Genomic DNA, 25,578 nt, shown 5'->3' with positions numbered 1-25,578 from the left:
CCATTATTCAATTTCATGAAAACGAAAATTCTTTTTGCATTTATTATAACTGGTTTTAGCAGTTTCGCACAAAATACTACATCAAACTATTTCAATCTTACCCGAAAAGGTTTCAATGAGAAAAACGCTTACGAAACTACTGCATTTGTAGAGAAATATTTTAGGGTTCCTGGTAATACAGGTTTTAACGCCAGTATAAATCAAGTAGAAAGTATCCTCAAAAAAGCCGGATTTGTAGCACAAAAGCAAAGCGAAAACGAGTCGCCCCTAACCTACCGAATAGAAAAAAGGGCTATGAAAAACAAAACATGGGAACCAGTTAATGCCAACATTAACATCATTGGCGAATCTGAACCGCTAATCACTTTCAGTACAAACCGAAATATGATTCCGATAAATTGTATTTCAACGCCAGCTGAAGGCGTAATTGCAGATGTTGTTTACATCAGCAATATAAATCCGGCAGAAATAGATAAATTAGATTTAAAAGGGAAAATAGTATTTGCAGAAACCCATCCATCGAGATTATTGGCAATTGCTGCAAAAGCCGGTGCAGTTGGAGTTTTGGGCTATTCTATGCCAGCTTATACAAAACCCGAAATTCACCAAACCTCAATTCAGTTTGGAAGCATGAAAGCAAATAGCGAAGTATGGACCTTGCTCCTATCTTACAAAGCAAAAGAAAAACTAAAAGCCAATTGCTTAAAAGGCTTAACCAAGCTTAAAGTAAATATCGAAACCAAAATTTATCAGTCTGAAGAATTAACAATTGTTGCAAATGTTACTGGCAGCGAAAAACCTAATGAACGTTTCGTTTTCAGCGCCCATGTTCAAGAGCCTGGCGCAAATGATAATGCAAGCGGTGTAGGTACACTTGCTGAAATGGCTCGCTTAACAGCAGAACTTTATAAATCAAAAAAAATAGCTCCAAAACGTACGCTAACTTTTTTATGGGGCGATGAAATTACATCTACAAGAAGATATATCGTTGAAGATACAACTCGTGCAAAAGGAATACTTTGGGGCATGAGTTTGGACATGGTTGGAGAAGATACTAAGAAAACAGGAGGTTCATTTCTAATTGAAAAAATGCCAGATCCATCTGCCATATGGACCAGAGGTGAGGATAAACATACCGAATGGGGTGCTGGAGATGTGAAAGAAAAAGATTTATTCCCGCATTATTTTAATGATTTCTTATTCGACATTTGCAAAGCACAAGGCAAATTTGCCAACTGGACAGTAAATTATAATCCTTTCGAAGGCGGAAGCGACCACACACCATTTCTTCAAAATAAAATTCCGGGTTTATTGATGTGGCATTTTACTGATGTTTTTTACCATACTGATAATGACAGAATCGATAAAGTTTCTGCAACGGAAATGAAAAACGTCGGAATTAGCGGACTAACTGCCGCTTACACTTTGATTTCTGCTGATGAAAATACAGCAAGTGAAACCGTAAAGCAAGTTAAAAATGACGGTTTGGTTCGCTTAAAAACGGAATTTGATTTGAGTAAAAAGGCAGTTGTAGAAGGTAAATCTGTTGCAGAAGAGAAACACATTATCGAAACCTGGAGCAAATGGTACATTGAAGCTTTAGCAACGATTAACGAGATTCCTGTAAAATCAGAAACGACCAGAGTTGGTTCAGCAATTAAAGTTGCAACACTGGAAATTGAAAAACAAACCAATATTTATTTAAACGAACTGAAATAGTTTAACATTAATGCCAAAAGCAATAATTATTGGTGCCGGAATTGCAGGAATAGCTTCTGCCATAAGACTAACTTTAAAAGGTTACGATGCACTGGTTTTTGAAGCAAGTTCATATCCTGGAGGAAAGCTGACTGAAATTAAAGCGGATGGTTTTAGGTTTGATGCGGGTCCGAGTTTGTTTACCATGCCGCAATATGTTGACGAACTTTTTACGCTCGCAGGTAAAAATCCTAATGATTATTTCCGATATGAAAAGCTCGATGAAATTTGCAAGTATTTTTACGAAGACGGATTAAGGTTAAATGCCTATTCAGATGTAGATAAATTTGCTTTGGAAATAGAACGAAAAACCAACGCTAAAGCTTCAGAAATTAAATTGTTTCTTAAAAAGAGCGAAACAATTTATAGTGTAACGCACAAAGTTTTCTTAGAGCGAAGTTTACATAAATTCAAAAGCTATCTCCATTGGGATACTGTTAAAAGTATTTTTCGCTTTGGGCAAATCGATGCTTTCAGAACACAGAATGTTGCAAATCAAAGTGCTTTTAGCGATAAACGTATTAGTCAGTTGTTTAATCGCTACGCTACCTATAATGGCTCAAACCCTTATCAGGCGCCTGCAACTTTAAATATTATTCCCCATTTCGAATACCATTTTGGCGCATATCTTCCAAAAGGTGGAATGCATAGCATCGTTTTAGCACTTGTAAAACTGGCAGAAGATTTAGGCATACAATTTCTGTACAATCAAAAGGTTAGTGAAATTATCTATTCCAAAGAAAAAGTTGAAGGCGTTGTTTCAGATAACAAAATCTACAACGCAGAAATTGTGGTTTCTAATTTAGACATCTGGTTTACATACAAAAATCTACTTAAAAACATTTCACATCCTAAGAAATTATTAAACCAGCAAAGAAGCAGTTCTGCTCTGATTTTTTATTGGGGAATAAAAGGTAGTTATCCTGAATTAGGTTTACACAACATTCTTTTTGCAGAAAATTACAAATCAGAATTTGATGCCATTTGGAAAGAAAAAAGCATTAGCTCCGACCCAACAATATACATCAACATTACATCAAAACACATTAAGAGCGATGCGCCAAGTGGCTGTGAAAATTGGTTTGTAATGATAAACGTTCCGGCAAATGATGGACAAAACTGGGATACTTTAATTGCAGAGGCAAAGCAAAACATCTTACAAAAACTCAACAGAATCCTGAAAAAAGATGTTTCGAAAGCTATTATCAGCGAAACGATTCTTGATCCACGAAGTATAGAAAGTAAAACAGGCTCTTATCAAGGCTCGTTATACGGCAATAGCTCAAACAATCAATTTGCCGCTTTTCTACGCCATGCTAATTTCAGCAACAAGCTAAAAAATCTTTATTTCTGCGGAGGAAGTGTACATCCAGGCGGAGGTATTCCGTTAGCATTATTATCAGCAAAAATTATAGATGATAATGTTAAGAAATTTTAAAGCTCATCTGAAATTGCCAGTTCAAGTTTTTCGCCATCCAAATCAAATGCATCTACAACAAGCTTAGCTTTTGTATAAAATGGATCACGTTCTTTTAACTTCTCTTCTATAAAAACAAAGAGTTCCTCATCGTTTAAATCTTTTATCAACGGTCTTTTCTGGCGATTATGCAATCTTGAAACTAGAGCAGCTGGTGTCATTTGCAAATAAATGGTTAAACCGTGATTGTTCATCCAATTCATATTGTCAAAAAAACACGGTAAACCTCCACCTGTTGCAACGACACAAGTTTCCGGATATGGATAAGATTTTAGCATTTCACTTTCGTAATCTCTAAATCCACTTTCGCCATAAGCTTCGAAATATTCGGCAATGGTTTTTCCGCTTTGATTTACAATTTCTGCATCTAAATCTATTACAGGGCAATCTAATCGGTGAGCAAGTTGTTTTGCTTTGGTACTTTTACCACAGCCCATGTATCCAACAAGAAAAATTATCATAAAAGGTTTTTGCGTTTAAAGTAGATATAATCGGTTACCGGAGGAACAAAACCTTCCCTTTTTAACATGGAAACAATTTGACCGCGATGATAAGTTGAATGATTTAGCATTTGCATAAACATCTCACCAACTTTGTTTTTATATTCATTACCACGCGAATCTTTATAGGTAATTATCGTTTCTAATTTTTGCTTTGCTAAGGTTGCTTTAATGCGGTCAAAGTTTGTTTTGGAGATACTTTCAAAATCTTGTTTGGCGTGTTCCTGCCAAATTTCATATTGTATTGGAGTTCCCTCCATTCGGCTAACCCAGATGTGTTGTGCATTTAAAACATGACTAAATAACCTTTCAGCATCGGGCATATTTTTACTCGTCGAGTTAAAAACATCTAATATTTCCCCGTCAGCAAGTTCTGTGTAGCGAATAAATTCCTCAATCATATCTTAAGCAAGTTTAACTCTCGGATCAACGTAGGCGTACAAAATATCTACCAAAATATTAATCACCACAAATACAAAAGCGATAAATAATATCGAACCCATTACAACCGGAAAATCTGACATTTCTAATGCGCTTACCGTTGTTCTGCCCAAACCATTATATCCAAAAATATATTCTACAAAGAAAGAACCTGCAAGTAAGGAAGCAAACCAGCCCGATATTGCTGTAATTACCGGATTCATCGCATTTTTTAGCGCATGTTTATAAATTATAGCGTTTCTGCCAAGTCCTTTAGCTCTGGCAGTACGAATATAATCCTGAGCCAAAACATCGAGCATTGCACTTCTGGTAAGCTGAACAATAATTGCCAAAGGCCTTAAACCTAAAGTTATCATTGGTAACCACAAATTTCTGAGCGTTAAAATTTCGCCCTTAAACGGATCGTAACTGTACAAACTCCCGCTCATTTTAAGTCCGGTGTAGTTGCTTAGTACAAACCCAAAAAGCCAGGCAATGATAATCCCCGCAAAAAATGAAGGTGCGGAAATGCCTAATATGGCAAAAGCATTTGCAGATTTATCAATCCATGAATCTTTGTAAACAGCTGATAAAACGCCAAGAAAAACACCGATTATAGTTGCAAAAATCATTGCAGTCAAAGCAAGAATAAATGTATTCGGAACGGTTTCAGAAAGAATATCCGTTACATCTCTTTTGGTTTGATAAGAGCTTCGTAAGTAGGGCCATTTTATAACAAGTGCCTTTTCATCGAAACATATCAACTTTTGATAATGATATTTCTGTTGAGTGATGCTATCGTTTTCCAAAAAACTTATCGGAGATAAATCATTAACGTATAAAACAAATTGAACGGGCTTTGAACGGTCTAAACCAAACTCTTTTCTAACCGCTTCCAACGATTGAACGTCAGCTCTTTGTCCCATTGTCATTCGGGCTGGGTCGCCTGGTAAAATATTGAACAACACAAAAACCACTAATACCACACCTGCCATAACCAGCAAGCCGTAAAGTAGTTTTTTAATGGTGTACGCGAACATTTTATTTGCTGAAATATTTATTACTCAAATCATCAAAACTTGGCATATTGTGAAAATGCCATTTGTTTACCACAACACCATTTTTAAGCAATAAAATACCCGGATTTGCCCTAACCATACTTTTTAAAGGAACGGCATCAGCATAAAAAACTTCTGAAAAAAGGTTGTTTTTCTTGATGAAAACCTCTGCATCACGAGCTGCGTTTGAGGTTAACAAAACACTTCTGATGTTGTATTGCTGTGTGGCATTTAGCGCAAGCGCATTTAAACTTCCTATTGCTCTGCTATTTGCATCATTCAAGTTATAAGCCACAATAACTAAGCTGTAGTAAGGGTTTTCAATTAACTCTTTAGTATAATCTGTACCCGATGCATCAGTAATAATTAAATCTTTAATTTTTGGCTCAAAACCTTTTTTAACCAGTCTTTTAGTTGGCTCGCCAACAATTTCCCAGTTATTATCTTTCCAAATTTCAGTTTTCAAATACACCTTGTCGCTCATGTCCTTTTCAGCCTTAGTTTTTTTATTTTTAAGGTGATACATGATTTCAAATTCATCTGGCTTTTCTCCTTCAGGAATTACCATTAAAGAAGGAATGTGAGCACCAACTTTGTAAGGCAGAAAATCGATAATTGGAAGAAAGTTATAAGTAAAAACTCCGAACAATAAGGATATTAAAACAACGAAAATGGCTATATTTCTTTGTGTTTTTTCTTTAGAAACAAGTGGAATAATATTGCCTCTGTTAAAGAAGATGTAAACGATAAATATTAATAGAATAATATCTTTACTAAAAGATTGCCACGGTGTAAGTGGAATTGCATCGCCAAAGCAGCCGCAACTTGTAACTACTTTAAAAGCTGCTGAAACAAATGTTAGCAGCGTAAAGAAAATAATCAAAAGCAATAAACCCCAAGATACCTTTTTACCCCAAAAACCTAATAAAAGCAAAGCGCCTAAAACAATTTCTAAAGTGCAAAGTAAAATGGCAATTCCAGTTGCTATCGGACTTAAAAAATCGATGTGAAAGACCTCAAAATACTCCTGTAACTTATAACCAAAGCCAAGTGGATCGTTTGCTTTAATTAATCCTGAAAAGATAAATAGTACGCCGACAAAAATTCTGGAAATGGTTAAAAGGGAGTTCTTCATTATTTTACACCTAATTTTATTAAAGCAAAAACTGAGTAGTTTAACATATCCTGGTAGTTAGCATTTACACCTTCAGATACCTGTGTTTGACCTTCGTTATCCTCAATCTGCTTAACTCTGAAGATTTTTTGCAAAATTAAATCCGTTAAAGAACTAATGCGCATATCTCTCCAGGCTTCGCCATAATCGTGGTTTTTTGCAAACATTAAATCTTTTGTTTCCTTAACTTTTGCATCGAAAAGTTCCTGTACTTGCTCTACAGGAATTTCTAAGAGATCATCTTCATTAAAATCCAATTGCATCATTGCGATAACGCAGTAATTAATAATTCCGATGTATTCTGGCGTTATGCCCTCGCCTACTTTACTAACTTTTTTTTCTTCTAAAGTTCTGATGCGTTGCGCCTTAATAAAAATCTGATCGGTAATTGAGCTTAACCTTAATATTCGCCAGGCTGTTCCATAATCAGTTGTTTTTTTTAAGAATAAAGTTCTGCAGACTGCGATTACTTCATCAAATTCAGAAGCGGTATTTGTTTGTGCCAAAGCCAGTATTTATTTAGTTTTAATGTATTTTTGTATCGAAAAAACGAAAGCTAAAGATACATTTTTAAAGCGAAACCCAAATCCCGAAAGGGTTTAATATGGCAGAAAAAAACTTTTTTGAACCAAAACAAAGCCTCAACATTAAAGGTAAAATATTCGATTTAAGCACACCAAAGGTGATGGGGATTTTGAATATTACACCAGATTCTTTTTATAATAAAAGCAGAACAACATCTATTGATGACGCATTAAGAAAAGCAGAACAGTTTTTAAACGAAGGTGCAAGTTTTATAGACATTGGCGGCTATTCTTCAAGACCAGGTGCTTTAGATATTTCTGCCGATGAGGAACTTTCGAGGTTAATTCCAATTGTTGAAGCCATAAGTAAAAGTTTGCCAGAGGCGATTATCTCTATTGATACTTTTAGGGCAAAGGTAGCTGATGAAACCATTAATGCTGGTGCACACATCATTAATGATATTTCTGCCGGAGATTTAGATGCTGAAATGTTTAATACCGTTGCCAAATTACAAGTACCATATATTTTTATGCACATGCAGGGCAAACCGCAAAATATGCAGCAAAATCCACAGTATGAAAATGTTGTACTTGATGTTATAGATTATCTTGCCAGTAAAGTTGCTCAACTAAAAGCACTAAATGTACATGATATTATCCTCGACCCAGGTTTCGGGTTTGGTAAAACCATTGAGCATAATTATCAACTTTTAAACCAACTGGAGGATTTTAAAATCTTTAAACTACCAGTTTTAGCAGGCTTTTCTAGAAAAGGAATGATTCACAAAGTTTTAGGTATTACTGCAGAACAAGCATTAAACGGAACAACCGTTTTAAATACCATCGCTTTGCAAAAAGGAGCAAAAATTTTAAGGGTACATGATGTTAAGGAAGCCGTAGAGTGCATTAAGTTGGTAGGTAAATTAGTTATTTAGTTATTTGGTTGTTTAGTTTTTTGGAGACAAATCGAACTACAAAACTTCAAATAATTAACCTAAATCTAAACATTTAACCAAAAAACACGTCCAACATTTATTATCTTGCCCTAAATGAAAAGCTTAGATTTCGATTTCCTTAAAATATCGCCAACAGATGTAGTTGACATTGTGCTTGTTGCCCTGTTAATTTACTATGTGTACACGCTTATCCGCAATACGCTTGCCGTAAATTTATTGGTTGGCATGTTTGTAATTACCGTTTTCTATTGGATAGTTAAGGGCTTACACATGGAGTTGCTTACCGCTATTATAGAGAAATTTATGAGCGTAGGTATTATTGCACTCATCGTTATTTTTCATCCGGAAATAAGAAGATTCCTTTTGTTAATTGGTAAAAATGCATTTCTACAAAAAAATAAAGCCTGGTGGGGCTATTTATTTGGCAGAAAAGAGATTGAACGAAACAATTTAACCCGGATAAAACCAATTATTGATGCCTGTAAAACCATGAAAAAAACCAGAACAGGCGCATTAATTGTGTTTGTAAAGTTTTATGATGAACAATTTTTTGCAAATAGCTGTGAGGTTGTAGATGCAAAAATATCTAAAAGATTGTTGGAAAGCATTTTCCAGAAAAATAGTCCATTACATGATGGTGCGGTAGTTATATCTGAAAATAAGATAAAAAGTGCAAGCTGTATTTTGCCCTTAACAGATAACGACCAGCTTCCATCGCAATTTGGTTTAAGGCACAGAGCCGGAATTGGCGTTTCTGAAACAACTGATGCTGTTGCGGTAATTATCTCAGAAGAAACAGGAGAAATATCTTACGCTAAACAAGGCAGAGTTAGGATGAATGTATCCTTTGGAGAACTTGAAAAATTATTGAATAAAGATTTTTAACAAGCATAGCTACTTAATTTATAAAACAATTAGAACTGTTAAAACAGCCCTAATTGTCCCTTATCATCAATTTCTATATCGTTCGGGTTGGTGATTTCGAAATCTACCTTTTTAACAGGCTTTTCTTCTACTTTTGGCTTTTCCTCAACATTAGGAATTTCAGGCTTAACAGCTTCTAGTTTTACGGTTTCAACAGGTTTTTCAACTATTGATTTTTCTACAACAGGCTTGTCCTCTTTAACTTCAGATTCTACCTTACGCTCAAATTTTGGTTTTGTTGAAGTTGGGGCTGGTTTTTCTTCAACTTCTTTTGGTTGTTCATCTTCATCAACAATACGCTCTTCCTTAGTTTCCACATCATCAGCAGCTTCAGATCCACCATCGTTATTTTGAGGTTCTTCTTCTTCCATTTCCTCAACCTCTGGTTCAGGTTCGTCTAAAACAACTTTCTGAACATCATGCGGCGATAAACGATTTCCGTTTGCCTTTAAACCTTTTACATCAATTAAATCAGCCAGTAATAAATCTAAAGTTTCCGGAGTTTGGGTTTTACCCTTTAAAACATCCACAATAATTTTAGCCAGCGGATTTGCTGTTAAAAACAACAATCTCGATTTTGGCTCTTCGCTAATAAATGGCACTTTTTTACCAACCGACTGCGATTCAAAAACAAATCGTTTTACGAAATAATTTTGTGCTTTACCATCAAAGTGTATGGCTGCAAAAACTTTCTCAGCATCAAATTTTTCAATTAAAATTAAGCCGTCATCAAAGTGATTACTTAATTCGAACGAACTTAATTCGTAATAACCATCTTTATGGATTTGAAGTATTTTATCGTCGCCATCAAATTCACCAAGATACTTACCTCTACCATCAACGTTTAAACGTTTCAGCAAATCATCATACCAGATTTTTAATCCCGATAGGGTTGAAACACCTTTACTTTTAAGTATGATTTTTTTAACCGGATATTTTGAAATAATATTTCCTTGCGAACCACGACCTTTAATGGCCACTTCAGCAAAATCCTGATCAAATTGCAGTTTACGAAGTTTTGAATGCGGTTTTAAGGCGACATTAATAACCTCAGCTTCGCCATTTAAATTGGCTGTAAAATATAAAACTTTCGATCCTTTTGAACCTTTTGTTAAATCGTATTCCTTATCTCTGGTTACGCCAACAACCGAAAAACGTTTTATATAAGATGTTCCGCTGGAACCATCCTTATAAACCATGTTGTACACAGTTCTTTCATCATTTTTCTTAAAAACCTGAGCATGGATGATGCCTTTCCCAACAAAAGTTTTATCAGCCACTTTGGTAATTATACATTTTCCATCCTCACGGAAAACAATAATTTCGTCAATGTCAGAGCAATCTGCAACAAACTCATCTTTACGCAAACCAGAACCAATAAAGCCATCTTCACGGTTCATATATAATTTAATGTTCGCAAGTGCAACTTTCGCAGCCTCTACTCTATCAAATAAGCGAATTTCGGTTTTGCGCTCTCGTCCTTTACTGTATTTATCTTTTAACTTTTGAAACCAGGCAATCGCATAATCAGTTAAATGTTTCAAATGATTTTTTACAACTTTGATTTCATCTTCCAGATTTTTCATCTGCTCATCAGCCTTTTTCACATCAAATCTGGTGATGCTACTCATTGGCTTATCAATCAGCTTCTTAAAATCTTCAGGTAAAATTTCGCGGTAAAGAGAAGGCTTAAACGGGTCGAATAATAGATGTAAAACTTCTACAACAGTATCAAAATTTGCGGAGTTTTCATATTCAGGATTTTTATACATTCCTTCCTGAATAAATATTTTTAACAACGAACTAAAGAAAATTTTCTCCTGCAATTCGTGTAAACGAATTTCAAGTTCTTGTTTAAGTAAGCTTTTTGTATGTTTTGTATTTTCAATTAAGATATCGTTCACACTCATAAAGTGTGGCTTATCGTTGTTAATTATACAAGTATTAGGAGAAATAGAAACCTCACAAGCTGTAAAAGCATAAAGAGCATCAATTGTAACATCAGGTGAAATACCAGGAGCAAGTTGCACAACAATTTCTACGTTGGCAGCTGTATTATCTTCAATTTTCTTGATTTTAATCTTGCCTTTATCATTGGCAGATAAAATACTATCGATTACAGAACCAGTTGTTGTGCTAAAAGGAACTTCGGTAATTACTAAAGTTTTCTTGTCTTTCTCTGTAATTTTTGCCCGAACGCGAATTTTACCACCTCGCTGACCTTCGTTATAATTCGAGAAATCAGCCATTCCTCCTGTAAAAAAATCAGGAAAAATATTCGGGCGAACACCTTTTAACGATTCAATCGATGCATCAATTAATTCAATAAAATTATGCGGCATTACTTTGGTAGCCAAACCAACCGCAATACCTTCGGCACCTTGCGCTAATAATAAAGGGAATTTTACGGGTAAAGTTATCGGTTCGTTGTTTCGTCCATCATAACTTAACTGCCATTCTGTAGTATCCGGATTAAAAACAACCTCGTTTGCAAACTTCGATAAACGAGCCTCAATATAACGTGGCGCCGCAGCACTATCACCAGTTACCGGGTCTCCCCAGTTGCCCTGCATATCAATAAGTAAATCTTTCTGCCCAATCTGCACCATTGCATCGCCAATAGATGCATCTCCATGCGGATGGTATTTCATGGTATTACCGATTACGTTGGCCGCTTTATTAAAACGCCCATCGTCCATTTCCTTAAGCGAGTGCATAATGCGTCGCTGTACAGGCTTTAAACCATCATTAATGTGCGGAACCGCCCTATCCAGAATTACATAAGACGCGTAATCAAGAAACCAATTTTCGTACAAACCGTTAATTGGCGTTATGGTATGTTTATGTTCTTCGTTTAATTTAGGGTCTAATTCTTCACTCATTTATTTACAGAAATTGGCAGCCGTAAATATAATAAAAATGATTGCACACCTCTAAATAGGTTATTCACATTTATAAAACGTAAAATAAGGTTATAAATAATTTGAAAAGCAAGTTCGATGGTTCTTCGGTTAGTTTGCTCCAGCTTTTTGCTATATCTTTTTCTGGCAACGTCAGTTTTAGCACTCAATTATATTTTTCATCGGGAATCTAAAATGATATTCAAATTTCTGCGATGAAAAAGGATGCCGCTGCAATCTGGTTTATTTAACGAAGGATGTTGCTACTTTTTTCTAGTGGTTGGTGTCTCACCGACCACAGATTGAGATTTACAGTGGCTCTGGTTGTAAACTATTGATCGTTTCGGTCGGTGAGACACCAACTGATAGATAAAGCGAAAAAAAATTGCAACATAAAACATACTGCGTTCAACATCTATTCCCTACTCTGTAACGTAAAACTTATAACGTATAACGTTCAACTACTTCCCACTCAACCTATCCTCTACAAAACCAAAAGGCAGTAAATCTTTAACACTATGCACTTTCAGTACTTCACCGTTTAAGCAATAAAAAATCACTTCAATCGGCGAATTTTGCTTGCGTTCAAATTCAGCCATTACTTGCAAACAGCCGCCACAAGAAGTTACCGGTTTTATAATTTCAAAAGCATCAGTTTGTGCTGTAATCGCCATACTTTCGATTACCGCATCAGGATCAGCAGAACCGATAGAAAAAAGAGCCACACGCTCTGCACACAAACCTGATGGATAAGCCAGATTTTCCTGATTGCTACCTAAAACAATTTTACCACCTGCCAAACGTATTGCTGTACCAACTCTAAATTTAGAATATGGCGAATATGAAGTTGCCAAAGCTTGCTCAGAAAGTGCACAAAGCTCCCGGTCTTTTTCACTTAATTCCTCTACTCCAGTATATTGTTCAAAAGTTATATTAAGATTTATCGATTTCATTTTTAACTAATTACAAAACCGCTGTGTTAAATTTTTACAACGGGCGAACAATTTAAGCTATTTTTTGTATTAATTATAAATTGTGCGTTGAAATTATTTTAATGGCACGTTTTTAGCAATTCACAAACACCAAACATTCTCTGCTTTGAATAAATACGTACGTAAAAGTCTCAAAATATTATTATGGGTTGTTGCATCAATTATAATTTTGGTTGTTGCTTTAGCCTTGTCTTTAAACATCCCGGCAGTACAAAATTTTGTAAAAGATAAAGCAATAAATTATCTTAAAAACAAAACCAAGACAGAAGTTAGCCTAGAAAGTATAAAAATCGCTTTGCCAAAAGATGTTGTTTTAAACAAGTTTTACATTGAAGATTTAAAAGGCGACACGTTACTTTATGCAGAAAAATTAGCGGTTGATATTAGTCTTTTCAAGCTTTTAGATAATACAGTTGAGGTTAATGACATCGAACTAAAAAACATACGGGCTAATGTAAAACGAATAAGTCCCGATACAACTTTTAACTTTTCTTTTTTGGTAAATGCATTTATGAGCGACCAGAAAAAACCTGATGGAAAAGTTGATAAAGATACTGCATCTACATTAAAATTTTCGGTTGATAAAGTTTCTTTCGAAGATATTGGCTTAACCTACCGCGATGATGTAGCCGGAAACGATGTTAAACTTTATTTGGGCGCTTTCAAAACGAAACTCAAAACCTTCGATTTAGAAAACCAGCATTACGTAATTAAAGATTTAACGCTTAATAATACCTCACTTAAATATTTGCAACAGAAACCGTTGGTACAATTGGTTCAGCATTTAACTAATACTGTTGATAGTGCCGAAAAAGCGCAAGGAAAACTTCCATTAATTGAGATTGAAAACTTTGCCTTTTCTAACGTAAAAGTAAATTACGACGACCAGATTTCGACAACAAAAGCAATTGCAGATGTTAACGATTTAGGTTTGGTGAATTTAAAAGTCGACTTAACAAATAGCAAATACACCGTTGATGATGCCCGATTGAATAAATCGAATATCATTTTTGCATTTAAACCTGCTCCAAGCAACGATTTAAAAAAGGTTAAAGACACCGTTGTTCCCGAAAAATCGCCTTTAGGTTTAATCATAAAAAACATCAGCCTTGCTGAAAATAATCTTCAGTTTGATAATCTGGGTGCAAAACCTGCTGCAAAAGGCATGGATTTTAACCACCTAAAAATTACAGGTTTAAGTTTTGGAGCAAGTGATGTAAACTACAGTGTAGACGGAGTAAAGGCAAACGTTAAAAATGGTTCATTAAAAGAAAAAAGCGGTTTTGCTTTAAACGAATTAAAAGGAAATGCCATTTACAATGATAAACAAATCAAACTGAGCAATTTCGTTTTAAAAACGCCTAATACAAATATTGAAAATGCTACCGAACTGAATTTTACTTCTATGGATGATTTGACAAAACATCCTGAAAAGGTAAAATTAAATTTGGCATTCAAAAATACTACCATCGGTTTAAAAGATGCTGGTTATTTTAGCAATGCAATTCCGGCAAATTATCGCAACGAAAAAATAAGACTGAATGCGGAAGTTAATGGCTATTTAAATAACCTTAATATCCCGAAACTGCAAATTAGTGGTTTAAAAAATACGCAGATAGACATCAGCGGAACAGCTAAAGGCTTGCCAGACATTAACAAAACCTTTCTTGATTTAAATATCAAAAAGTTATACGTTACCAAGAGTGACATTTTAGTTGCCGTACCTAAAAAGTCGCTTCCACCATCTATAGAATTGCCTAATGTAATCAACGCAAAAGGTAATTTTAAAGGTTCGATGACAGATTTTAACACCAATATGAATATCCAAACAGATATGGGCGGTGCAGTTGTAATTGCCGGTATGAACGGGCCAAAAGGACGTGAAAGTTATAAGGCCGATATCAGCCTGAACAATTTTAACGTTGGTCGCTTGCTTAAAATGCAACCGAAGCTTGGCAGGGTATCGGTAAAAGCAAACGTTGCAGGAACTGGATTAGACCCTAAAAAAATTAATGCAAAATTTAACGCGAAGGTTTTAAGTGCATACTATAATAAATATACCTATCGAAATTTAAGTTTAGCAGGAACTTACGCCAACCAAAACATCAACATTAAAAGTAACATGCCCGATAGCAATGCTAATTTTAATTTAGATGCAAAGGTAAATATGGCTGGAAAATATCCGGCAGTAAAAGCGAACCTGAACCTGAAACAAGTTAATCTGCAGGCATTAAATTTTAGTCCGACGGTATTAAGTGCAGCCGGAATTGTTAAAGTTGATTTACAAACTGCAGATGCAGACTATTTAAACGGAACAGTTGACATTACAAGTTTACAAGTTGTTAAAGATGCGCAAAGAATTGCTGTTGACACGATTGCGCTTACAGCTAAATCAACAGCTACAGAAAATGAGTTAACGTTAAAATCAGAAATTTTATCAGCTAAAATTGACGGAAAATATCAGCTGACGAAAGTGAGTAATGCTATTATAAATGAGATAAATAAATACTATGCTTTTGGAGAAGTTACTCAAATTCCAGATCAGCGTATGCGTTTCTTTATTCAGGTTTACGATTCTAAATTGCTAAAACAATTTGTGCCGCAGCTAACGGTTTTCAAACCTTCTCAATTTTATGGTTTAATTGATACACAGAAAGATAGTTTGCAAATAAAAGGTAATTTCCCGCAAATTGTTTACGGCGATTTTAAAGTTGATACTACTGTTATAAATATCAATAACGATAATAATAAATTAGATTATGGCTTAACGGTTAAACACCTTCAGAGTCCATCGATTGCATTATTCAATACCGAAATAAGTGGCGATGCGGCTAATAATATTTTAGGTGTAAACATTTTCCTTAGAGATAGACAACTCAAAAACAAATATGTAATTGGTGGTAATTTCCAATCGATTAATAAGGATTTCAAATTTAACCTTGACCCTAATAAGCTATTATTAGATTACGAAAAATGGGCAGTTTCTCCAGAAAACTACATTCAGTTTGGTGCATCCGGAATTTTGGTTAATCAATTCCAAATTAGCAATAGCGGCCAATCTTTATCAATAAACAGTAATCCAACACAACCAAATGCACCATTAACGGTTGAGTTTAAAGATTTTCAGCTGGAGACATTAACCAAATTTGCCGAAACAGATACAACCTTGGTTGGCGGCAGATTAAATGGAACAGCTAACGTTAAAGATTTAGCAAGTACGCCAAAGTTTGAGGCAAACTTAACCATCGACCAGTTGCGCTATCAAAAAGATCAGCTTGGAACTTTACGCGTTGCAGTAAACAACAATACCGGGAACGCGTTCGAAGTAAACGTTGCTTTAAGTGGTGTACATGATTTAAGGGTTAATGGCTTTTACTACACCGCACCTCAAAGTGCGTTGGATTTGACTGTTAACATCGATAAAATCGAGATGAAAAATATCGAGAGTTTATCTCAAGGTCAGCTGAAAAATGGTACAGGAACTTTAACCGGAGCACTTACTGTAAAAGGTGCTTTAACTGCACCAAGAATTCTGGGTGATTTAACGTTCAATAATGCCGGAATAAATGTTGCTTATGTAAACTCTTATTTCAGAATGCCGAACGAAAAAATATCTTTCACTAATGAAGGCATCAGCTTTAATAATTTTACTTTGATTGATTCTTTAAATCAAAAAGCAACAATAAACGGAAAGGTTTATACAACCGATTTTAAGAATTATCGATTTGGCTTAGATATTAACATGAACAATTTCAGGGCGATAAACTCTACCGCAGCTGATAATGACATGATTTACGGAACGGTATTTTTAACCAGTAATATAAAAGTTCGTGGCGATTTGAACCAGCCAGATGTAAATATGTCGGTTAACGTTAATAAAGGCACGAAATTCTTTTTTGCTTTACCTGCAAACGACCCATCTGTAATCGACCAAGAAGGAATAGTACAGTTTATTGATGCTGATGCGCCACCGTTTAACGGACAAAGAGCGCTGAAAGTAGATAGTATAAGCAAATCACCGGTTAAAGGAATGAACTTAGTCGCAAATATTACAGTCGATCCGGAAGCAGAATTAAACGTAGTTGTAGATCCATCGAATGGTGATGCGCTAAATGTTAAGGGTGATGCAAACCTAAACGCAACAATTGACCCAAGTGGTAAAATCAGTTTAACAGGTCGTTACGAAATCATTGATGGCTCATACAATTTATCAGTTGGTCCGTTAGGAAAAAAAGCATTCAGATTAGTAAAAGGAAGTACCATAGTTTGGACCGGCGAACCAACATCTGCTAATGTAAATTTAAGTGCGCTGTACGAAGTAAATGCCGCCCCAATTGATTTATTGAATCAGCCAGATCTTTATGAAGCCAAAACCAAATTGCCATTTCAGGTATATTTAATGATGAAAGGCGAATTATTGAAACCTATTATCTCATTTAAAATAGATTTGCCAGAAAATGAACGTAACGCTTTAGGCGGACAGGTTTATACGAAATTAATTAACGTTAACCGTGATGAAAGCGAATTGAATAAACAAGTTTTCGCCCTGTTGGCATTAAATAGATTTATTGCAAGTAATCCATTCCAAAGTTTAGCCGGTGGCGGTGGTGGTGTTTCTACACTTGCCCGTTCAAGCGTAAGTAAATTATTAACCGAGCAGCTTAACAATTTAACATCTGATTTAATTCAAGGTGTAGATTTAAATTTTGGTGTAAATTCATCAGAAGATTATTCATCAGGCTCTTTACAGCAAAAAACAGATTTAGAAGTTGGTTTATCTAAAAAGTTATTAAACGATAGATTAACTGTTTCTGTAGGAAGTTCATTTGCGCTTGAAGGGCCACAAGCACCTGGAGAAAAATCGACAGATATTGCAGGAAACGTTAATGTAGAATATGCCTTATCAGCCGATGGAAGATATAGGTTAAGAGCATACAGAAGAAACCAGAATGATGTAATTGTACAAGGCCAGATTATAGAAACCGGTTTAGGTTTTACACTGGTGGTTGATTATAACAAATTTAGAGAGATATTTCAAAAGAAAAGAGTAAGAAGAACTAGAAACATTGAACAGAAAGCACAAGATGAGAAAACTAACTAGACCGATTTTATTTATACTGGCCTGTTTAGTTTATGCGGGTTGTAGTAGTACCAAGTCTTTAAAACCAGGGCAGGCTTTATATACCGGAGCAGAGGTAAAAATCAATCCTGATTCTTCAGGCAGAATTGAGGATGAAAAACAGGTTAAAGCTGATTTGGAAAGCAAAACACGCCCCCGTCCCAATAAATCTTTACTTGGTATAAAATTCAAATTGGCCATTTACAATCTTGCTGGTGAACCAAAAAAACCAAAGGGATTTAGAAACTGGCTAAGAAGACAAGGTGAACCACCTGTACTTTTAAGCGAGGTTAAATTGAAATACAACAATGATGTTTTAACAAGCTATTTAATTAGTGAAGGTTATTTACAAGCCGTTGTTACTGGAGATACTGTTGTAAAAGATAAAAAAGCAAAAGCCATCTACACCGCAAATACTGGCGATAGATACAAAATCAATCAGGTAAATTTCCCACCAGATTCTGGTATCCTTACTAAAATCATCAACCAGAATAAAGAGAAAACCCTTTTAAAAGTTGGAGATTATTATGATTTGGATGTTTATAAAAACGAACGAGTTAGAATTGATAACGACTTGAAGGAAAATGGATATTTCTATTTCAGCCCTGATTATTTGATAATGCAGGTGGATAGCACCATTGGTAAAAACCTGGTAAATGTTACAGTAAAGGTTAAAGATATTGCTCCAGATGCTGGTGTAAAACCATACACAATTAAAAACATCAACATCTATCCAAATTATTCTTTAAGAAGAGATTCTTCATTAAGAAAATTACAGCCTTTGCAATACCACGATTTTAACATATACGATGACAGAAATACTTTCAAACCGCGGTTATTTGATAGGTTAGTATTCTTCCAAAAAGGTGAGCTATACAACCGAAAAGATCATAACCAATCTTTAAATAGAATGGTAAATATTAATGCTTTTCAAGATGTTAGGGCAGAATTTTTGCCTGTGGATAGTTTCAAAAACAATCAGCTTGATTTAAACATTTACCTCACTCCACTAAAGAAAAACTCCTTAACTTTTTCGGTTACTGGAACAAGTAAATCGAACAACTTTGTTGGTTCTGAAGTAAAGGTTACACAGACAACCAGAAATTTATTTAGAGGTGCAGAACAATTAGATGTAAGCGTTAGCGGAGGTTTTGAAACACAAACGAGAGGAACATCGCTTGGAAGAAATTCTCTTTCTCTAACAGCTGAAGGTAAATTAACTTTTCCAAGGTTTATTGTTCCGTTTTATAAACCAAACAGTACAACAGCATTTATACCAAAAACAATAGCATCACTATCCTACCAAATGTTAAACAGAGGTGGCGAATACACGTTAAACGCATTTAAAGGTGAATTTGGTTACAACTTTAAAGAAAACTTGTACAAGGAACACACCTTCAATCCTATTTCGCTTAGTTACATTTCTACACGTTTCCCTGATTCGGCAACAAGAACCAAACTCTTTACTGAGAATCCATTGTTAAGGGCAACTTTAGAAAATCAGTTTATTATTGGAAGTAATTATAATTTCACCTATACCAACCAAATGGAAACCAACAGAAGAAATAACACATATTTCTTTGGAGGAATAGAAACAGGAGGTAATGTTTGGGGATTATTTACGCCAACAAATAATTTAGGTCAGAAAACTTTATTCAATACGCCACTTACTCAATTTGTTCGTTTAGAAGCAGATTTAAGAGATTATTATAAAATCAACAGAAATGTAACCTGGGCTAACCGATTAAATGTTGGCTATGGCTATGCTTATGGAAACAGCACTTCGCTCCCATTTGTAAGGCAATTTTTTGCTGGCGGAAGTAATGACATTCGTGCCTTTCCGGCCAGAACTTTAGGTCCGGGAACATTTAAAGTTGCAGAAGATGCACTTTTTGCAGACCAAGGTGGTGATGTTAAATTGATGTTGAACTCAGAACTTCGTTTCAAACTTGTAAGCGTTTTATATGGTGCATTGTTTGTAGATGCAGGAAATGTTTGGCTAAGAAAAGAAGATCCGCTTAGACCAGGTTCGGAGTTTAAATTAAAAAACACTTTGAATGAGTTGGCTGTAGGGACAGGTGCGGGTTTACGTGTAGATGCGACCATATTTGTAGTTCGTTTGGATGTTGCATTCCCAGTGCGTAAACCTTACTTACCAGAAGGTCAAAGATGGGTTTTCGATGATATTTCATTTGGGAATAAAGATTGGCGCAGACAAAATTTAATTTTTAATATTGGTATCGGATATCCGTTTTAATTGATTTATGAAATTACTTAATAAAATAAAAAGCTTTTTTATTGCTCTTTATCATTTACTAATAGCTGCCGGGAAAGGTTTTGCAGAAGATAGAGTAATGAAATTAAGTGCTGCATTAGCTTACTACACAATATTTTCGCTTACACCACTAATTATAATTATCCTCGCCTCTGCCACGTTATTTTTTGGCGAAGCAATGAAAACCAGAGATAAATTCTTTAATGAAATTACCGATTTAGTTGGTCCAGAAGCAGCTACTCAGATACAAGGTTTTGTAGATAACGCAAATAAATCCGGACAATCAACCATAGGTTTAATTATTGGTATTGGCACTTTAATTATTGGTGCAACGGTAATTTTTATTGAAATTCAGGATAGTATAAACTTGATTTGGAAAGTTAAAGCCATGCCTAAAAAAGGCTGGATTAAAATGCTTACGAACAGGTTACTTTCCTTTTCGTTAATCGTTTCGATGGGCTTTTTACTGCTTGTATCATTGGTAATAAATAGTTTAGTTGTTGGTTTGGGCGATAAATTAGTTTCATTAATATCGCAAACGGAAATTGATGAAGTGATACCAGTAGCAAACGACACAATGGCTTTGCTCATTTACATCTTAAATAATGTTTTAACATTGGCAGCTGTTACCGCTGTGTTTACCATAATATTTAAAGTACTACCGGATGTTAACATCAAGTGGAAATCAGCCATTATTGGTGCGCTTTTTACAGCATTACTTTTTAGTTTAGGTAAATATTTGATTGGTATTTACATTGAAAAAGGTACAACAGTTTCTGCATTTGGAGCAGCTGGTTCAATAATTGTAATCCTCCTATGGATTTACTATACCTCGGTTATTTTATATTTCGGGGCTGAGTTTACACAAGCTTATGCAGAGAAATATGATGGAGGAATTGCACCAAGCAAATATGCAGTATTTACGAAAATTACAATTGTAGAGAAAAATGTTGATGTTTTACCACCACAACATCCGGAAGATACCATTAACGCACCAAAAGATTAGGTGCGTTAATTAAATAAATTTAAGAATTTTCTCTAAGAGTTCTTTTTCCAGAAATGGTTTTAAAACCAACTCATTCATACCCGATTCTAAATATTTAGCTCTGTCTTCCTGCATCACATTTGCAGTAACGCCTAGAATTGGAACATTTCTTTTCTGCGCATCTTCTGATTGTCTAATTAATCTGGTAAGCTCAATACCTCCAAGCTCAGGCATTTGAATATCAGTTAAAATAATATCGTAATCATTTTCAGTAAAAAGTTCAAATGCCTGCTGGCCATCGCTTGCTGCATTAAAATTTAATTTATATTTCTTAAGAATTGTTGTAGCCAAGAGAATATTTAAAACATTATCATCAGCAACAAGAATATTTTTTCCAATTAGTTTATCTAATTGTTGAGTAGAAAGTTCAGATTTTCTTTCAATTTCAATAGGTTTACTTGTTAATTCATATGGCAGTTCAAAAGAGAAAACAGAACCTTTTCCTTCCTTACTGGTTAAAGAAATTTTACCACCATGAAACTCGACAATTTTTTTTACAGATGGCTAATCCTAAACCCGTTCCCTGTTGCTTTTCTTTAGTAGAGGCGTAATACACTTGCGCAAACTCATCAAAAATAATTTTCTGATCTACTTCACTAATTCCTAAACCGGTATCTTTTACGTTAACTTTTAAAAGTATATTATTTTCCTGCAACTTCTTAACCTCAGCTTTTAAGACTACAGAACCTTCTTGTGTGAATTTAATTGCATTACTTAAGAGGTTCATCACAATTTGTTTCAACCTTAACGAATCTCCAAGTACAAAAATGTCTTTATCATTCTGCATATCCATTACAAAATCAAGCTTCTTTTTATCTGCTTGAATTTTCATGCTTTCAAAAACATCTTGTATTGCAATATTTGGAGAAAAAGGAAGTTTTTCGAAGGTTACTTTACCTGTTTCATATTTTGAAAAATCTAAAATATCATTTACAACATCGAGTAGCATAACCGAAGATTTTCTAATAGCTGTTACTTGGTCGTTTTGTTGTGGCTGCAGATTTACCTGTGTTAACTGTTCTGAAAAACCTACTATAGAATTTAATGGTGTACGAATCTCATGGCTCATATTAGCTAAAAACCTACTTTTAGATAGAGCATAAAGTTCAGCCTTTTGACTGTAAATTATCAATGCCTTTTCATTGCGATATAAATTATATATAGCATACAAAATTCCAAGTAATAAACAGAACGCCAGGCCAAGTAAAGCCCGAGTAAATCTATCAAGGTTCTCTACCGTTTTAAATGTTTTAACATTGATATTTTGCTGAATTGTATCGTAATAATCCTTTTCGATTACTTTATACTTATTTAAATTATTAACAATCGTTTCTATAAGTTTATGATTTAAATCTAACAGAAGCCATTCTTTATCTTTTAAATTTTTGTTTAATCTATAAAGCTTGATATAATAATCGTTAATTAACTTTAGTTGAAGTTTATTATAAGCTAAACTTACTGATGAAGTATCTGCAGAAATTGCTGTTTTAACTAATGTTGCCTTTGTGGTATCAGTAGCTTTATCTTTTTTATTGCCAATAGCAGCAATTATTCGCCCAAAAAGTTTTTTACGTGGAGCGGCAACAACATTAGGTTTTATTGTATTGATTTTAACAATACTTCTAAATTGTCTTGCGGTAAATAAGTTGCTTTTAGGATTAACCTGCTCGATATTGTCATCAACTTTTACTGAAAAATTAATTAAGCTATCGGCTAATTTTTTAAGTTGAATAAATTGAGTAGTTCGTATTTTCTTCTGTTGTATTAATTCATTAAAACTATCTGTTTGCTGAACCTTTTCTTCCTGACCTTCATGCTCAATTGCTTCCATTATTTCTGAAACTTCTCTAATTTCAGCTACGAATTGATTGTAATAAGCCTTATTTCCGCTTACCACGTACATTCTGCAGCTATTTTCAGCATTATAAAGTTTAAAAATACAACTGTCCAATTTTGTAAAATCGCTCTGCACACGAACAATTTTATTAACTGACTTTAAAAGGGGTATTTTAGAAAAATTGACAAACAGACTTGCACTTATTGCAAAAACAACTAAAATTAAAAATACTATGATTAAGTATTTTACTGCAGAGTTTTTAGTAGATTTCAAGGCTTTGATTTTAATAATTATGGAACATAATTGCCAAAGTCACGGGAAATAAATCAAAACAATAGGGAAACGCTAACTTGAAGATGTTAACATCATTCAAATAAAATACAAAAGTATTAATTTATGCTACATCATCAATAACTTTTGGATCTTCTTTTACTTCATCTTTCTCTACACGTAAATTCCTGATAATGTGCTGTTGCCTATCAGGTGTGTTTTTACCCATATAATATTCTAACAAACTTTTAATGGTTTGGTCTTTCAAAATTACCGGGTCTAACCTGATGTCTTTACCAATAAATAATCCAAACTCATCTGGAGAAATTTCGCCTAAACCTTTAAATCGGGTAATTTCAGGTTTATTACCTAATTTTTCGATAGCATTTTTACGTTCCTCGTCACTATAGCAGTAAATGGTTTCCTTTTTATTTCTAACCCTAAAAAGAGGTGTTTGTAAAATATAAACGTGTCCTGCCTTTACTAAATCTGGGAAAAACTGAAGGAAGAAAGTCATCATCAACAAACGAATGTGCATACCATCTACATCGGCATCAGTTGCGATAACGATATTATTGTAATGCAAGCCTTCTAAACCATCTTCAATATTTAAGGCATGTTGCAAAAGGTTAAATTCTTCATTCTCATAAACCACTTTTTTTGTTAATTCGTAACAGTTAAGCGGCTTACCTTTTAAGCTAAAAACAGCCTGACAATCTACATCACGAGATTTTGTTATCGAACCCGATGCAGAATCTCCTTCGGTAATAAATAAGGTTGTCTCGTAACGTTTTTCGTGTGTTGAGTTAAAATGAACCTTACAATCGCGAAGTTTTTTATTGTGTAATGATGCTTTTTTAGCTCTATCGTTAGCCAGTTTTTTAATTCCGGCAATATCTTTTCTTTCTCTTTCAGATTGATTAATACGTTTCAACAATGCATCAGCAACATCTGGATTTTTGTGCAAGTAATCATCCAGTTCCTTTTTAACAAAGTCGTTGATAAACGTAGCAACTGAAGGTCCTTCAGGACCCATATTTTGAGACCCTAGCTTGGTTTTAGTTTGCGATTCGAAAACCGGTTCCTGCACGCGAACTGAAATTGCAGCAATGATAGATGAACGAACATCAGATGCTTCAAATTCTTTTTTGAAAAACTCACGAACGGTTTTAACAACGGCAGCTCTAAACGCAGCCTGATGTGTTCCACCTTGTGTTGTATGTTGTCCGTTAACGAATGAGTGATAATCTTCGCCATATTGCTGACCATGAGTCATTGCAATTTCGATATCGTTACCAATCATGTGTATAATTGGATAACGAATTTCTTCTGGCTTATTAAATTTTGAAAGTAAATCGTACAGACCTCTTTCCGAAAAATATTTTTGATTATTGAAATTTACCGTTAAGCCTGTGTTCAGAAACACATAATTCCAAACCATACTTTCAACAAAATCTGGTATGTAGTGGTAATTTCTAAAAATGGTTTCATCTGGATAAAAAGTAATGGCCGTTCCGTTGCGTTGAGTAGTATCAATTACAGGCTGCTCGTTTACAATTTCTCCTTTAGAGAATTCTACCTTTTTAGTTTTTCCATCGCGATAAGATTGTACTGTGAAACTGGTAGATAAGGCATTTACCGCTTTAGTACCTACCCCATTTAATCCAACCGATTTTTGAAACGCATTACTATCGTACTTACCACCAGTATTTATTTTGCTTACACAATCTATAACTTTACCCAAAGGGATGCCACGCCCATAATCGCGAACGTTTATTTTTTGCTCGGAAACGGTAATTTCGATGGTTTTTCCAGTACCCATCACAAATTCATCAATAGAGTTATCTACAATTTCTTTAAGCAAAACATAAATACCATCATCTTGTGCAGAACCATCACCAAGTTTACCGATATACATACCGGGACGTAGTCTGATGTGTTCTTTCCAATCTAATGAACGAATACTGTCGTCGTTATAAATTACTTCTGCCATAAATTTCTTGTTTGCAATCCCGATGAAAAACTCTGCTAAAATAGGCATTCCCAAAGAATTTATCTTCCAAGCTGAGTAAAGAAATTTCAACAAAAAAATAGGAACTATTAAGGTAAGAACTAAACAGTGTAGTCTTTCTTACTTGAAAGTTAGTTTTATATTTCGCTCTATGCCGCGGGGCATCAAACTTTTGAGGCATCAAAAGTATGCAAAAATGCTTGTCAATCCAGCGATGTGCTTTCACACCCACCCACACACATCAAAAAAACAGCGGCACTTAGTTTTGCTCGCATCTGCGATATGAAAGTTTAGAAGTATATCTCTGCAAAACCACTGCGTTTTAGGTTTGTGTCTAC

The 25,578-nt window shown here is 34.7% G+C and carries 17 protein-coding genes; 7 read left to right on the top strand and 10 right to left on the bottom strand.

Annotation, left to right across the window (positions count from 1 at the left end):
* The first annotated feature begins 15 nt into the window (after positions 1-15).
* Both ACO05K_RS00300 and crtD read left to right on the top strand, forming a co-directional pair.
* Positions 16-1,719 (top strand): M28 family peptidase, encoded by a 1,704-nt coding sequence (locus ACO05K_RS00300; RefSeq protein WP_421942477.1) that lies wholly within the window; start codon positions 16-18, stop codon positions 1,717-1,719.
* A 10-nt stretch (positions 1,720-1,729) separates the two neighbouring features.
* Positions 1,730-3,196: a 1-hydroxycarotenoid 3,4-desaturase CrtD gene (gene crtD, locus ACO05K_RS00295; RefSeq protein WP_421942476.1), complete on the top strand. Its 1,467-nt coding sequence runs from the start codon at positions 1,730-1,732 to the stop codon at positions 3,194-3,196.
* Here the strand turns inward: crtD and ACO05K_RS00290 are convergent.
* From ACO05K_RS00290 to ACO05K_RS00270, 5 genes are read right to left on the bottom strand one after another with little or no spacing between them, the layout of a single operon-like run.
* Complete coding sequence (locus ACO05K_RS00290; RefSeq protein WP_421942475.1) at positions 3,193-3,696, bottom strand: shikimate kinase; 504 nt, start codon at positions 3,694-3,696, stop codon at positions 3,193-3,195. The two genes, crtD and ACO05K_RS00290, sit on opposite strands and share 4 nt — an antisense overlap.
* Entirely contained in the window at positions 3,693-4,136 is a 444-nt protein-coding gene (locus ACO05K_RS00285; protein WP_421942474.1) for a DinB family protein, read from the bottom strand. The genes ACO05K_RS00290 and ACO05K_RS00285 overlap by 4 nt, the downstream gene beginning before the upstream one ends.
* A gap of 3 nt (positions 4,137-4,139) precedes the next feature.
* A complete protein-coding gene (locus tag ACO05K_RS00280; RefSeq protein ID WP_421942473.1) occupies positions 4,140-5,195 on the bottom strand; it encodes an ABC transporter permease in 1,056 nt (351 codons plus the stop codon).
* A gap of 1 nt (position 5,196) precedes the next feature.
* Positions 5,197-6,348 (bottom strand): BT_3928 family protein, encoded by a 1,152-nt coding sequence (locus ACO05K_RS00275; RefSeq protein ID WP_421942472.1) that lies wholly within the window; start codon positions 6,346-6,348, stop codon positions 5,197-5,199.
* The gene (locus ACO05K_RS00270; protein ID WP_421942471.1) at positions 6,348-6,893 is read right to left on the bottom strand and encodes a DUF1599 domain-containing protein; all 546 of its coding nucleotides are present in this window, start codon (positions 6,891-6,893) and stop codon (positions 6,348-6,350) included. The genes ACO05K_RS00275 and ACO05K_RS00270 overlap by 1 nt, the downstream gene beginning before the upstream one ends.
* Positions 6,894-6,991: 98 nt before the next feature.
* Here ACO05K_RS00270 and folP point away from each other — a divergent pair, with 98 nt between their 5' ends.
* Together folP and cdaA are read left to right on the top strand one after the other, a co-directional pair.
* Positions 6,992-7,846, top strand: a complete 855-nt coding sequence (gene folP, locus ACO05K_RS00265) for a dihydropteroate synthase (RefSeq protein WP_421942470.1) — start codon at positions 6,992-6,994, stop codon at positions 7,844-7,846.
* A gap of 114 nt (positions 7,847-7,960) precedes the next feature.
* Positions 7,961-8,752: a diadenylate cyclase CdaA gene (cdaA, locus tag ACO05K_RS00260; protein WP_421942469.1), complete on the top strand. Its 792-nt coding sequence runs from the start codon at positions 7,961-7,963 to the stop codon at positions 8,750-8,752.
* Between the two features lie 38 nt (positions 8,753-8,790).
* Here cdaA and ACO05K_RS00255 read toward each other — a convergent pair whose 3' ends face one another.
* Positions 8,791-11,673 (bottom strand): DNA gyrase/topoisomerase IV subunit A, encoded by a 2,883-nt coding sequence (locus ACO05K_RS00255; RefSeq protein ID WP_421942468.1) that lies wholly within the window; start codon positions 11,671-11,673, stop codon positions 8,791-8,793.
* Positions 11,674-12,152: 479 nt separating this feature from the next.
* A complete protein-coding gene (locus ACO05K_RS00250; RefSeq protein ID WP_421942467.1) occupies positions 12,153-12,644 on the bottom strand; it encodes a cytidine deaminase in 492 nt (163 codons plus the stop codon).
* A 145-nt stretch (positions 12,645-12,789) separates the two neighbouring features.
* Between ACO05K_RS00250 and ACO05K_RS00245 the strand changes: the two genes are divergently transcribed.
* The 3 genes from ACO05K_RS00245 to ACO05K_RS00235 are packed head-to-tail and all read left to right on the top strand — an operon-like array spanning position 12,790 to position 21,083.
* Entirely contained in the window at positions 12,790-17,784 is a 4,995-nt protein-coding gene (locus tag ACO05K_RS00245) for a translocation/assembly module TamB domain-containing protein (RefSeq protein ID WP_421942466.1), read from the top strand.
* The gene (locus ACO05K_RS00240) at positions 17,768-20,059 is read left to right on the top strand and encodes a BamA/TamA family outer membrane protein (RefSeq protein ID WP_421942465.1); all 2,292 of its coding nucleotides are present in this window, start codon (positions 17,768-17,770) and stop codon (positions 20,057-20,059) included. The genes ACO05K_RS00245 and ACO05K_RS00240 overlap by 17 nt, the downstream gene beginning before the upstream one ends.
* A gap of 7 nt (positions 20,060-20,066) precedes the next feature.
* Positions 20,067-21,083 (top strand): YihY/virulence factor BrkB family protein, encoded by a 1,017-nt coding sequence (locus ACO05K_RS00235; protein WP_421942464.1) that lies wholly within the window; start codon positions 20,067-20,069, stop codon positions 21,081-21,083.
* A gap of 9 nt (positions 21,084-21,092) precedes the next feature.
* Here the strand turns inward: ACO05K_RS00235 and ACO05K_RS00230 are convergent, their stop codons facing one another.
* From ACO05K_RS00230 to ACO05K_RS00220, 3 genes are all read right to left on the bottom strand, one after another.
* The gene (locus ACO05K_RS00230) at positions 21,093-21,449 is read right to left on the bottom strand and encodes a response regulator (RefSeq protein WP_421946263.1); all 357 of its coding nucleotides are present in this window, start codon (positions 21,447-21,449) and stop codon (positions 21,093-21,095) included.
* Between the two features lie 139 nt (positions 21,450-21,588).
* The gene (locus ACO05K_RS00225) at positions 21,589-23,025 is read right to left on the bottom strand and encodes a sensor histidine kinase (protein WP_421942463.1); all 1,437 of its coding nucleotides are present in this window, start codon (positions 23,023-23,025) and stop codon (positions 21,589-21,591) included.
* A 328-nt stretch (positions 23,026-23,353) separates the two neighbouring features.
* Entirely contained in the window at positions 23,354-25,222 is a 1,869-nt protein-coding gene (locus tag ACO05K_RS00220) for a DNA topoisomerase IV subunit B (RefSeq protein ID WP_421946262.1), read from the bottom strand.
* Positions 25,223-25,578 lie beyond the last annotated feature (356 nt).

This window comes from Pedobacter sp., from assembly GCF_965227205.1.
Classification (GTDB): Bacteria; Bacteroidota; Bacteroidia; order Sphingobacteriales; family Sphingobacteriaceae; genus Pedobacter.
The sequence above is the reverse complement of the archived record's forward strand: the minus strand, read 5'-3'. Positions and strand labels throughout refer to the sequence as shown.

Coding starts and splice junctions, on each gene's coding strand:
- ACO05K_RS00300 (WP_421942477.1), top strand. CDS start 16: ATGAAAACGAAAATTCTTTTTGCATTTATTATAACTGGTTTTAGCAGT.
- crtD (WP_421942476.1), top strand. CDS start 1,730: ATGCCAAAAGCAATAATTATTGGTGCCGGAATTGCAGGAATAGCTTCT.
- ACO05K_RS00290 (WP_421942475.1), bottom strand. CDS start 3,696: ATGATAATTTTTCTTGTTGGATACATGGGCTGTGGTAAAAGTACCAAA.
- ACO05K_RS00285 (WP_421942474.1), bottom strand. CDS start 4,136: ATGATTGAGGAATTTATTCGCTACACAGAACTTGCTGACGGGGAAATA.
- ACO05K_RS00280 (WP_421942473.1), bottom strand. CDS start 5,195: ATGTTCGCGTACACCATTAAAAAACTACTTTACGGCTTGCTGGTTATG.
- ACO05K_RS00275 (WP_421942472.1), bottom strand. CDS start 6,348: ATGAAGAACTCCCTTTTAACCATTTCCAGAATTTTTGTCGGCGTACTA.
- folP (WP_421942470.1), top strand. CDS start 6,992: ATGGCAGAAAAAAACTTTTTTGAACCAAAACAAAGCCTCAACATTAAA.
- cdaA (WP_421942469.1), top strand. CDS start 7,961: ATGAAAAGCTTAGATTTCGATTTCCTTAAAATATCGCCAACAGATGTA.
- ACO05K_RS00255 (WP_421942468.1), bottom strand. CDS start 11,673: ATGAGTGAAGAATTAGACCCTAAATTAAACGAAGAACATAAACATACC.
- ACO05K_RS00250 (WP_421942467.1), bottom strand. CDS start 12,644: ATGAAATCGATAAATCTTAATATAACTTTTGAACAATATACTGGAGTA.
- ACO05K_RS00240 (WP_421942465.1), top strand. CDS start 17,768: ATGAGAAAACTAACTAGACCGATTTTATTTATACTGGCCTGTTTAGTT.
- ACO05K_RS00235 (WP_421942464.1), top strand. CDS start 20,067: ATGAAATTACTTAATAAAATAAAAAGCTTTTTTATTGCTCTTTATCAT.
- ACO05K_RS00225 (WP_421942463.1), bottom strand. CDS start 23,025: ATGTACGTGGTAAGCGGAAATAAGGCTTATTACAATCAATTCGTAGCT.
- ACO05K_RS00220 (WP_421946262.1), bottom strand. CDS start 25,222: ATGGCAGAAGTAATTTATAACGACGACAGTATTCGTTCATTAGATTGG.